This window comes from Caldimonas manganoxidans ATCC BAA-369, from assembly GCF_000381125.1.
Classification (GTDB): Bacteria; Pseudomonadota; Gammaproteobacteria; order Burkholderiales; family Burkholderiaceae_C; genus Caldimonas; species Caldimonas manganoxidans.
The window spans coordinates 1-11,546 of record NZ_KB905979.1; the positions used below are offsets into that span (position 1 = coordinate 1).

6 protein-coding genes, 2 tRNA genes and 3 rRNA genes are annotated in these 11,546 nt (G+C 60.9%); 8 read left to right on the forward strand and 3 right to left on the reverse strand.

The window, feature by feature from the left end; genetic code table 11:
* The 5 genes from F615_RS0116350 to rrf form a co-directional block, all read left to right on the forward strand.
* Window positions 1-1,168: ribosomal RNA gene (locus F615_RS0116350) — 16S ribosomal RNA — on the forward strand; the annotation flags it as partial.
* A gap of 223 nt (window positions 1,169-1,391) precedes the next feature.
* A tRNA-Ile gene (locus F615_RS0116355) sits at window positions 1,392-1,468 on the forward strand.
* A 19-nt stretch (window positions 1,469-1,487) separates the two neighbouring features.
* Window positions 1,488-1,563: transfer RNA gene (locus F615_RS0116360), tRNA-Ala, on the forward strand.
* A gap of 311 nt (window positions 1,564-1,874) precedes the next feature.
* Window positions 1,875-4,750: ribosomal RNA gene (locus tag F615_RS0116365) — 23S ribosomal RNA — on the forward strand.
* A gap of 176 nt (window positions 4,751-4,926) precedes the next feature.
* Window positions 4,927-5,040, forward strand: a 5S ribosomal RNA gene (gene rrf, locus F615_RS0116370).
* A gap of 101 nt (window positions 5,041-5,141) precedes the next feature.
* On the opposite strand, the gene F615_RS0116375 is transcribed toward rrf, so the two are convergent.
* Together F615_RS0116375 and F615_RS0116380 are read right to left on the reverse strand one after the other, a co-directional pair.
* Window positions 5,142-6,059 (reverse strand): MBL fold metallo-hydrolase, encoded by a 918-nt coding sequence (locus F615_RS0116375; protein WP_019562242.1) that lies wholly within the window; start codon window positions 6,057-6,059, stop codon window positions 5,142-5,144.
* A 15-nt stretch (window positions 6,060-6,074) separates the two neighbouring features.
* Window positions 6,075-7,778: a long-chain-fatty-acid--CoA ligase gene (locus tag F615_RS0116380; RefSeq protein ID WP_019562243.1), complete on the reverse strand. Its 1,704-nt coding sequence runs from the start codon at window positions 7,776-7,778 to the stop codon at window positions 6,075-6,077.
* A 301-nt stretch (window positions 7,779-8,079) separates the two neighbouring features.
* Between F615_RS0116380 and F615_RS0116385 the strand changes: the two genes are divergently transcribed.
* The 3 genes from F615_RS0116385 to F615_RS0116395 are packed head-to-tail and all read left to right on the forward strand — an operon-like array spanning window position 8,080 to window position 11,185.
* A complete protein-coding gene (locus F615_RS0116385) occupies window positions 8,080-8,586 on the forward strand; it encodes a hypothetical protein (RefSeq protein WP_026330394.1) in 507 nt (168 codons plus the stop codon).
* A 12-nt stretch (window positions 8,587-8,598) separates the two neighbouring features.
* Window positions 8,599-10,215 (forward strand): GMC family oxidoreductase, encoded by a 1,617-nt coding sequence (locus tag F615_RS0116390; protein ID WP_026330395.1) that lies wholly within the window; start codon window positions 8,599-8,601, stop codon window positions 10,213-10,215.
* A gap of 22 nt (window positions 10,216-10,237) precedes the next feature.
* A complete protein-coding gene (locus tag F615_RS0116395; RefSeq protein WP_019562246.1) occupies window positions 10,238-11,185 on the forward strand; it encodes an esterase/lipase family protein in 948 nt (315 codons plus the stop codon).
* Between the two features lie 208 nt (window positions 11,186-11,393).
* On the opposite strand, the gene F615_RS20085 is transcribed toward F615_RS0116395, so the two are convergent.
* The coding region (locus F615_RS20085; protein WP_156824670.1) for a transposase at window positions 11,394-11,546 on the reverse strand (153 nt) is incomplete at its 5' end.

Below are 11,546 nucleotides of genomic sequence, written 5' to 3' on the forward strand. Positions count from 1 at the left end.
GACAATGGGCGCAAGCCTGATCCAGCCATGCCGCGTGCGGGAAGAAGGCCTTCGGGTTGTAAACCGCTTTTGTCAGGGAAGAAAAGCTCTGGGCTAATACCTCGGAGTGATGACGGTACCTGAAGAATAAGCACCGGCTAACTACGTGCCAGCAGCCGCGGTAATACGTAGGGTGCGAGCGTTAATCGGAATTACTGGGCGTAAAGCGTGCGCAGGCGGTTGTGCAAGACAGATGTGAAATCCCCGGGCTTAACCTGGGAACTGCATTTGTGACTGCACGGCTAGAGTGCGGCAGAGGGGGATGGAATTCCGCGTGTAGCAGTGAAATGCGTAGATATGCGGAGGAACACCGATGGCGAAGGCAGTCCCCTGGGCCTGCACTGACGCTCATGCACGAAAGCGTGGGGAGCAAACAGGATTAGATACCCTGGTAGTCCACGCCCTAAACGATGTCAACTGGTTGTTGGGGATTCATTTCCTCAGTAACGAAGCTAACGCGTGAAGTTGACCGCCTGGGGAGTACGGCCGCAAGGTTGAAACTCAAAGGAATTGACGGGGACCCGCACAAGCGGTGGATGATGTGGTTTAATTCGATGCAACGCGAAAAACCTTACCTACCCTTGACATGCCAGGAACCCTGCAGAGATGTGGGGGTGCTCGAAAGAGAGCCTGGACACAGGTGCTGCATGGCCGTCGTCAGCTCGTGTCGTGAGATGTTGGGTTAAGTCCCGCAACGAGCGCAACCCTTGCCATTAGTTGCTACGAAAGGGCACTCTAATGGGACTGCCGGTGACAAACCGGAGGAAGGTGGGGATGACGTCAGGTCCTCATGGCCCTTATGGGTAGGGCTACACACGTCATACAATGGCCGGTACAGAGGGCTGCCAACCCGCGAGGGGGAGCCAATCCCAGAAAACCGGTCGTAGTCCGGATCGCAGTCTGCAACTCGACTGCGTGAAGTCGGAATCGCTAGTAATCGCGGATCAGCATGTCGCGGTGAATACGTTCCCGGGTCTTGTACACACCGCCCGTCACACCATGGGAGCGGGTTCTGCCAGAAGTGGGTAGCCTAACCGCAAGGAGGGCGCTTACCACGGCAGGGTTCGTGACTGGGGTGAAGTCGTAACAAGGTAGCCGTATCGGAAGGTGCGGCTGGATCACCTCCTTTCTGGATGAGCCGAGGCACTGAGGATGGGGCTGCGCAAGCGGCTCGAAGCTTCAGCAAGCCTGGCGTACACAGAGAAAAGAGGCATTTCGAGTCAGGCGCCCACACTTATCGGCTGTAGCTGTTGAGAAGCAACAGTGAGTGGAACGTGAGCCGGCGCGATGGCCGAGCGCACATGAGCGGCGCCGTCCAGGCAGGCCCTGCGGTTCACGCAAGGACAACGCGGGGGTCTGTAGCTCAGTCGGTTAGAGCACCGTCTTGATAAGGCGGGGGTCGTTGGTTCGAATCCAACCAGACCCACCAGCGCGCGTTGGCGTGCGACGGGGGATTAGCTCAGCTGGGAGAGCACCTGCTTTGCAAGCAGGGGGTCGTCGGTTCGAACCCGTCATCCTCCACCACCGTCCACCACCGCCTCCCTGCTGGGAGGGGTGCTCGAGCGCTCATGCCAGCGCCCTTGAAGGGGGTTGGCATGAGCGATTCGAAGAAGAATCGGCTGTTGTTCTTTAACAATTCGTAGAGTCGAATCAGCGTTGTTGCTGGAGGCGCCTGAAGGCGCTGGGTCCAGCAACGACATTTGATTGCGTCACCAGACTTCAGCTTGAAGAGATTCAAAGCTTGAAGGACGGCACAACGCGACATACTCATGAAGCCGATCGCAAGATCGGTGCGTCCTTGACGGCGGACACTGAGGTGGACGTCAACGTTATAGGGTCAAGTGACGAAGTGCATGTGGTGGATGCCTTGGCGATTACAGGCGATGAAGGACGTGATAGCCTGCGAAAAGCTTCGGGGAGCTGGCAAATGAGCTGTGATCCGGAGATGTCCGAATGGGGAAACCCACCCGCAAGGGTATCGTTGACTGAATACATAGGTCAACGAGGCGAACCGAGCGAACTGAAACATCTAAGTAGCTCGAGGAAAAGAAATCAACCGAGATTCCGAAAGTAGTGGCGAGCGAAATCGGAGGAGCCTGCACGATTTAGCCATCGACTTATCAGAACGGTCTGGAAAGGCCGGCCATAGTGGGTGATAGCCCCGTATGAGAAAAGTGGGTGGTGGAACTAGGCGTGCGACAAGTAGGGCGGGACACGTGGAATCCTGTCTGAAGATGGGGGGACCATCCTCCAAGGCTAAATACTCGTAATCGACCGATAGTGAACCAGTACCGTGAGGGAAAGGCGAAAAGAACCCCGGGAGGGGAGTGAAATAGATCCTGAAACCGCATGCATACAAAAAGTCGGAGCCTCGCAAGGGGTGACGGCGTACCTTTTGTATAATGGGTCAGCGACTTACATTCAGTGGCGAGCTTAACCGAGTAGGGGAGGCGCAGGGAAACCGAGTCCGAACAGGGCGATTGAGTCGCTGGGTGTAGACCCGAAACCAGGTGATCTATCCATGGCCAGGATGAAGGTACCGTAACAGGTGCTGGAGGTCCGAACCGACTACTGTTGCAAAAGTAGCGGATGAGCTGTGGATAGGGGTGAAAGGCTAAACAAACCTGGAAATAGCTGGTTCTCTCCGAAAACTATTTAGGTAGTGCCTCAAGTATTACCATCGGGGGTAGAGCACTGTTTAGGCTAGGGGGTCATGGCGACTTACCAAACCTATGCAAACTCCGAATACCGATGAGTAGAGCTTGGGAGACAGTGCACCGGGTGCTAACGTCCGGACACGAGAGGGAAACAACCCAGACCGCCAGCTAAGGTCCCCAAAATTGGCTAAGTGGGAAACGAAGTGGGAAGGCTAAAACAGTCAGGATGTTGGCTTAGAAGCAGCCATCATTTAAAGAAAGCGTAATAGCTCACTGATCGAGTCGTCCTGCGCGGAAGATGTAACGGGGCTAAGCCAGTTACCGAAGCTGCGGATCGTGGCAACACGATGGTAGGAGAGCGTTCTGTAAGCCTGTGAAGGTGGCTCGTGAGGGCTGCTGGAGGTATCAGAAGTGCGAATGCTGACATGAGTAGCGTTAAAGGGGGTGAAAAGCCCCCTCGCCGTAAGCGCAAGGTTTCCTACGCAACGTTCATCGGCGTAGGGTGAGTCGGCCCCTAAGGCGAGGCAGAGATGCGTAGCTGATGGGAAACAGGTCAATATTCCTGTACCGATCTGTAGTGCGATGTGGGGACGGAGAAGGTTAGCTCGGCCGGGTGTTGGATGTCCCGGTTTAAGCGTGTAGTCGTGGCCCTTAGGCAAATCCGGGGGTCTGAGATGAGGCGTGATGACGAGGCGGCTTGCCGCCGAAGCGAGTGATACCCTGCTTCCAGGAAAAGCCACTAAGCTCCAGCTACAGACGACCGTACCGCAAACCGACACTGGTGCGCGTGATGAGTATTCTCAGGCGCTTGAGAGAACTCTGGAGAAGGAACTCGGCAAATTGACACCGTAACTTCGGAAGAAGGTGTGCCCTGAGTAGGTGAAGTTGTACAGACGGAGCCCAAAGGGGTCGCAGAGAATCGGTGGCTGCGACTGTTTAATAAAAACACAGCACTCTGCAAAGACGAAAGTCGACGTATAGGGTGTGACGCCTGCCCGGTGCTGGAAGATTAAGTGATGGGGTGCAAGCTCTTGATCGAAGTCCCAGTAAACGGCGGCCGTAACTATAACGGTCCTAAGGTAGCGAAATTCCTTGTCGGGTAAGTTCCGACCTGCACGAATGGCGTAACGATGGCCACACTGTCTCCTCCAGAGACTCAGCGAAGTTGAAATGTTTGTGATGATGCAATCTCCCCGCGGAAAGACGGAAAGACCCCATGAACCTTTACTGTAGCTTTGTATTGGACTTTGAACAGATCTGTGTAGGATAGGTGGGAGGCTTTGAAGCGGTGCCGCCAGGTGCCGTGGAGCCGACGTTGAAATACCACCCTGGTGTGTTTGAGGTTCTAACCTAGGCCCCTGAATCGGGGTCGGGGACAGTGCATGGTGGGCAGTTTGACTGGGGCGGTCTCCTCCCAAAGCGTAACGGAGGAGCTCGAAGGTACGCTAGGCACGGTCGGAAATCGTGCTGATAGTGCATAGGCAAAAGCGTGCTTGACTGCGAGACTGACAAGTCGAGCAGGTACGAAAGTAGGACTAAGTGATCCGGTGGTTCTGTATGGAAGGGCCATCGCTCAACGGATAAAAGGTACTCTGGGGATAACAGGCTGATACCGCCCAAGAGTTCATATCGACGGCGGTGTTTGGCACCTCGATGTCGGCTCATCTCATCCTGGGGCTGTAGCCGGTCCCAAGGGTATGGCTGTTCGCCATTTAAAGAGGTACGTGAGCTGGGTTTAAAACGTCGTGAGACAGTTTGGTCCCTATCTTCCGTGGGCGCTGCAAGATTGAGGGAGCCTGCTCCTAGTACGAGAGGACCGGAGTGGACGCACCTCTGGTGTACCGGTTGTCACGCCAGTGGCATCGCCGGGTAGCTAAGTGCGGAAGAGATAACCGCTGAAAGCATCTAAGCGGGAAACTCGTCCCAAGATGAGTCTTGCCGGGGCCTTGAGCCCCCTGAAGGGTCGTTCGAGACCAGGACGTTGATAGGCTGGGTGTGGAAGCGCAGCAATGCGTTAAGCTAACCAGTACTAATTGCCCGTGCGGCTTGACCCTATAACCTTGATGTTCCCCAACGAACCCCAAGGACAAGAGTCAGTCCCGTTGTGACCCCACAGTGCACGCAATCAAATCCCGCTGATCGCCTGTCCCGCAAAAAAACAGGCAGCGACTCTACGAATGCGCCAGGCTGAGTCCCCACAACTCCAGCCTCAGCCCGGCAACCAGTTACGCCTGACGACCATAGCGAGGTGGTCCCACTCCTTCCCATCCCGAACAGGACAGTGAAACGCCTCAGCGCCGATGATAGTGCGGTCTTCCCGTGTGAAAGTAGGTCATCGTCAGGCTACATCCCCTCAACCCCCACCCCCAACAAAGGCGGTGGGGGTTCGTCTTTTTAACCACCAATCTCCTAACCACCCCTCGAATTGGAGCGGCTCTCGCCCCTTCAGACATCGACGATCGTTTGGCCGTCGCGTCGCAGTGCGCCCGAGGTGCACAGGGCTTCCACGACGGATACTTGCCAGGCCGACCAGGCTTGCTCGGAGAAGTACCGCTGATGGAGCAGCCGGAGGTAAGGCGTGGCATCGAGCCAGGCGAGTAAGTCGGGCCAGGTCTGGCGACGGACCTCGAGCAGGTGGAACTTCACCAGCACTTTGGCGGCGTGCCAGGCGTGACGGATCGGGTCGGCTTCGAAGGCGGCCAGTTTGGCCAGCGCGCGGTCTATGGCGGCGTCGACATCGTCGAAGATGGCGCCGTGGCCGGGAAGAACGCGGCGTGCATCCAGGCGTCGGATCAGGCCGAGCGTGGCGCGCACATCGTCGAAACCGGGCTCGCCGACGAGCTCGGGAAAGACCACGCCAAAGCCGTTTTCCCACAGCGCATCGGCCGAAATCAACAGGCCGTCCTGCGCATCGAAAAACATCAAGGCATGGGGATCATGGCCCGGTGCGGCGATCACCTCCCAGCGGCGTCGGCCATGGCATAGGGTGTCGCCCGGTTTGAGTGCGCCGTGCGGCAGGAATCGCTCACAGCGTTGACCGGTGACTTGAAAGCTCAGGCGTTGTGGATCCCAGTCGCGGGCGGCCGGGTAGTCGGCGCAGGGCACGTAGATCGGGGCATGATGCCGCGCGCTGAGGAGGGCATTGCCGCCGCAATGGTCGGAATGCAAATGGGTGTTGACGATGCTGCGAAGGCGCCGGCCCTTGAGCGCTTGTTCGACCAAGGCAAGGGTTTGGTCGGCGTGGCTGCCATAGCCAGTGTCGATGAGGATCGCGTCGCCGGATTCATCGTCGAGCAGCAGGATGTTGTTTGACGACAACCAGCCGCGTTCGAACAGCTGGATGTCGTCAGGAAGTGGCCCCATGTCCTGGACGGTGATTCAACCGCGCAGCTCGCGGCGGAGGATTTTGCCGACGTTGGACTTGGGCAGATCGTCGCGGAACTCGATGTACTTCGGACGCTTGTAGGCGGTGAAGTTTTGTTTGCAGTATTCGATCAAGTCTTCTTCGACGAGGGTGGGATCCTTCTTGATGACGAAGAGTTTGACGGCTTCGCCGGATTTGGCATCGGGCACACCGACGGCAGCGCACTCGAGCACGCCCGGATGCAGGTTGACGACCTGCTCGATCTCGTTGGGATAGACGTTGAAGCCTGAGACCAGGATCATGTCCTTCTTCCGATCGACGATCTTGACGTAGCCGCGCTCGTCCATGACCCCAATGTCGCCCGAGCGGAAGAAGCCGTCGGCGGTCATGACCTTGGCGGTTTCGTCTGGACGGTTCCAGTAGCCGGCCATGACTTGTGGGCCGCGGATGCAGATCTCGCCGGGTTGGCCAAACGGCAGATCCCGGCCATCGTCATCGCGGATGACGATGTCGGTGGACGGGATGGGCAGGCCAATGGTCCCGGTGAATTCGTGGAGGTCCAGACGGTTGCTGGTGGCCACGGGGGAGGTCTCGGACAGGCCATAGCCTTCGACGACGGGGCAGCCGGTGATCTTGAGCCACTTTTCCGCCGTGGCCTGCTGGACGGCCATGCCGCCGCCGTTGCTGACCACCAATTCTGAGAAGTCCAGACGCGCGAATTCGGGGTCGTTGGCCAATGCGTTGAACAAGGTGTTGACGGCCGGGAACATGTTGACCCGGTGCTTTTGCAGCGTTTTGATGAAACCGGGGATGTCTCGTGGATTGGGGATGAGCAGGTTCATCGACCCGAGGCGGGCGCCCATCATGTAGCAGATCGTGAGCGCAAAGATGTGATAAAGCGGCAGCGCGCAGACGACGGTGAGGGGTTTGTCGCCGAGTTTGTCGAGCATGGGCTTGAACCAGGCCTCGGTCTGCAAGATGTTGGCGATCACATTGCGATGGGTGAGCGTGGCTCCTTTGGAGACGCCAGTGGTGCCGCCGGTGTATTGAAGAAATGCGACGTCGCTGGGCGTCATGGGGGGGCGGTGCAGGCTCATGCGCTGGCCTTCGGCCAGGGCCATGTTGAAACGGGTGACCGTGCGCCCTTGATCGATCGGCAGCTTGAACTCGGGCACCATCTTGCGCACGTGGCGCACGACGAAGTTGACGAGCCGCCCTTTCCAGAATCCGAGCATGTCACCCATGGCGGCCAACACGACATGCTGCACGGGGGTGCGGTCGATGACCTCTTGCAAGGTGTGCGCAAAGTTTTCAAGGATGACGATGGCTTTGGCGCCGGAATCCTTGAGCTGGTGTTCGAGTTCGCGGGGCGTGTACAGCGGGTTGACGTTGACCACGGCAAAGCCTGCGCGCAGCACGGCGGCGATGGCCACGGTGTACTGCAGCACGTTGGGCATCATCAAAGCGACCCGGTCGCCGCGTTGCAGGCCCTTGGATTGCAGCCACGCGCCCAGCGCAGCGGACATCTCGTCGATGTCGCGGTAGGTGATGGCCACGTCCATGCACATGGCCGCGCGCCGGGAGGCATGCTTGCGGAAAGACTCCTCCAGCAGCTCGGGCAGCGACTGATAGACGTCGACATCGACCTCGGCCGGCACGCCGGGGGGATAGTGTTTCAGCCAGGGCTTGGTCTCGAGCGCAATGGATACGGCAGACACGATGACTCCAGGTCTAGGACATGGTCCTGATTCTTGGGGGCTGGTCGCGCCATGCCAACGGTAATTGCACTAACGCACGGTCGTTCGCTCGATCTGGACTTGTCGCCCATGCGACAGCCGGGAGGGCCGACAAGCGCTCGTTCAGCGACGGCGCGCGTGCATCGATGCCGCGCAAGGCGTGCAAGCCGGCGTGGAGGGCGCGTTGCAGGTCGCCGAGGCAGGCGGCCTCGGCAGTTGCGCGCATCGTGGTTAGTGAAGGACCTCTAGGCCACGGCGCCGGGTCGGTGCCACACTGGCGCCGATGCAAAGACGGACTTTTCTTCGTGTGGGCCTGGGCTCGGCCTTGGTGCTGGGGAGTCTGGGGGCGGGGCTGTGGTGGTGGCGGCCGGGTTGGGCCGATGGGCAGTTCACGCCGGGGGCGCGGCGGGTGCTGGTGCGCCTGTGCGAGGCCGTGCTCGCCTGCACCTTGCCTGAAGAGGATGCCGCGCGAGCCCGCGTCTTGGAGGGGCTGATCGCCCGGCTGCAGGGCTTTGCCGCCGGCTTGCCTGCGGCCACCCGTGCGGAACTGGGCCAGTTGCTGGGCCTGATGGCCTTGCCGCCGGGGCGGCGCTGGCTGGTGGGATTGGCGCAGGACTGGGACCGTGCATCGTTGGCGCAGGTGCAGGCCGGTCTGGAGCAGATGCGGCAGTCTGCATGGGTGCTGCGTCGTCAGACCTATCACGCGCTGCGAGACATGATCAATGCCACGTATTTCTCGGACCCGGCACAGTGGCCGCTGTTGGGCTATCCCGGGCCGGCCGATCTGTGAGGAGGAATCGCGATGAGTCGGCTTCCTGACCCTGTGGCGCAGGGGCTGTCGAGAGGGTGGCGTGTGATGGGCGGCGCGCATGCGCGGCCTCCGGAGCGCATGGATTGCGATGTGGTGATCGTGGGCAGTGGAGCCGGCGCAGGCATCACGGCCGAGCTGTTGACGCAAGTGGGGCTGGATGTGGTGATCGTCGAGGAGGGGCCGCTGCGCAGCAGCCGCGACTTCCACCAGCTCGAAAGCGAGGCGTACACGCAGCTGTATCAGGAGAGCGCGGCGCGCAAGACGGCGGACCAAGCCATCAACATCCTGCAAGGGCGTTGTGTGGGGGGATCCACGACGGTGAATTGGACGAGTTCGTTCCGTACCCCGAAGGCCACTTTGGCTTACTGGCAGGAGCGTTTGGGTTTGCACGATCTGGACCCATCGGCGATGAGCCCTTGGTTTGCGCAGGCCGAGCGGCGCTTGCACATCGGTGACTGGCTGGTGCCGCCCAACGAGAACAATGACTTGCTGCGTCGCGGGGCGGTGCGCCTGGGGATGGCCGCCCCGGCGATTTTGCGCAATGTCAAGGGCTGCTGGAACCTGGGCTCTTGTGGTCTGGGCTGTCCGACCAATGCCAAGCAGTCGATGTTGGTGACCACGATTCCCGCGGCGCTGGAGCAGGGGGCCCGTTTGCTGGTGGAAACCCGTGCGCAGCGTCTGGAGCACGATGGGGAACGGGTCTTGGGCTTGCTGTGTGTGCCGGTCCAAGCCAATGGTGATGTGGCGCCAGACCGGCCTGCCACGCGCATCCGAGCCCGGCACTATGTGGTGGCCGGCGGTGCGATCAATTCGCCGGCGTTGTTGCTGCGCTCGAAAGCGCCGGATCCGCATGGGGTGCTGGGGCGCCGCACCTTCTTGCATCCGGTGGTGATTTCGGCGGCTCGTTTCGAGCAGCGGGTGGAGGGTTGGCAAGGGGCACCGCAGACGATCTACACGGACCATTTTTTGGAGTTGCACCCGATCGATGGCCCCATGGGCTACAAGATCGAGGCGCCGCCGTTGCATCCGGTGATCTTTGCCACGACGCTGTCGGGCTTTGGATGCGCGCAAGCCGAATTGCTGGCCCAGTTTGCCCATACCCACGCGTTGCTGGCGCTGCTGCGCGACGGCTTCCATCCGGATTCGCCCGGGGGGCGTGTGACGCTGCGGAGGGACGGCTCTGCGGTGCTGGACTATCCGCTCAATGACTTCGTGATGGACGGCGCCCGGCGGGCGTTGTTGAGCATGGCGCAGATCCAGTTCGCCGCTGGCGCTTTGGAGGTGATGCCGGTGCATGAGATGGCCCGGCCGTATCGCACGTGGCCACAGGCGCAGCAGGCGCTGCAGACCTTGCCGATGAAGCCTTTGCTCACGAAGGTCGTGAGCGCCCACGTGATGGGGGGCTGCGCGATGGCGGCGCGTGCCGCGCAAGGGGTGGTTCGACCCGACGGCCGGCATTGGCAACTCGAGAATCTCAGTGTGATCGACGGATCGATTTTTCCGACCAGCATCGGCGCCAATCCGCAGTTGTCGGTCTATGGGTTTGCGAATCGGCTGGCCACGGGTTTGGCCACGCAGCTGACCGGGCGCACCCCGGTGCTGGCCTGAGCTGGCGCGGCCGGTGAGCGGCATGGTGAGGCACAGCCGGTTGGCCCGCATGCAGCAGGGGCTGACATGGGGCTTGGTGAGCGTCGTGCTGGGGTGGGCCGTCGTGGCCGGGGCTCTGGGGCGACCGGCGTGGATGCCGTTGGGCGCCGTGATCGTCGTGGCGGGCTATGGGGTGTTGATGGCGCTGGAGTTCGTGCTGGTGGCATGCCTGCATGGACCTGATCCGGCCCCGCGTGCGACGGCCGCTCAGCTGTTGCGTGCCTGGTGGGGCGAGGTGCGGACGGCGCCCGTGGTGTTTTGCTGGTACCAGCCGTTTCGCTGGCATGTCGTTCCGGATCGGCTGGAGGGCGCATCAGGGCGGCGTGGAGTGGTGCTGGTGCACGGTTTCGTGTGCAACCGGGGCTTGTGGACTCCGTGGCTGCGCGAGCTGAGGCGGCAGGGCCATGCGTTCGTGGCGGTGAATCTGGAGCCGGTGTTTGGATCGATCGAGGCGTATGTCGACCTGATCGAGGCCGCGGTGGGACGGCTGGAGTCGGCCACGGGCTTGCCGCCGGTGGTGGTGTGTCACAGCATGGGGGGCTTGGCGGTGCGGGCTTGGTTGGTGCGGCGCGGGGCGCTGTCGCGGGTGCATCGGGTGATCACGATCGGCACACCGCATCATGGCACTTGGTTGGGACGCTGGGGGTTGAGCACCAACACCCGCCAGATGCGTCTGGGCAGCGCCTGGTTGAAGGCGCTGGCGCAGCAGGAAACGCCGGCCACCTATCAGCGGTTCACTTGCTTTTATGGGCATGCGGACAACATCGTCTTTCCGGCTTCGACGGCCACGCTGGAGGGCGCAGACAACCGGCATTTGCAGGCCATGGCGCATGTGCACATGGTCTTCCACCCCACGGTGTGGCAGGAGACGATGCGTTGGCTCAACGTCGAGCAGGCGGGCGATGGCTCGCCTCAAGAGGAGTCGCGGTGAGCTTGGCCCAGGGGCTGTTCCTCCTCGTCTGTCGCAAGGAGGGCGCAGCGGTCGTGCACCGTGCGGTTCTAGGGAAACGCTGATCAAGCCCCGCGCCGCGGCGAGATTGTCCTGCGCGGGGCGAAACGGAGCGTTTTTGGCGCGTTCTACGGCCTCGAGGGCCTTACTGGCGGGCCCTTCGGCGCCCGCCCGGGCCATGATGGGCCCATTACGGGCGCACCAATGCCGGCACGCGCCGTGCGGCCATGTACAGGTTGACCATCGCCAGCGCCGTGAAGGCGCGGTTGGCGTTCTTGGCCAGGCCTCGGTAGCGCACCTTGGCAAAGCCCCACAGGCGCTTGAGCACATGAAACGGGTGCTC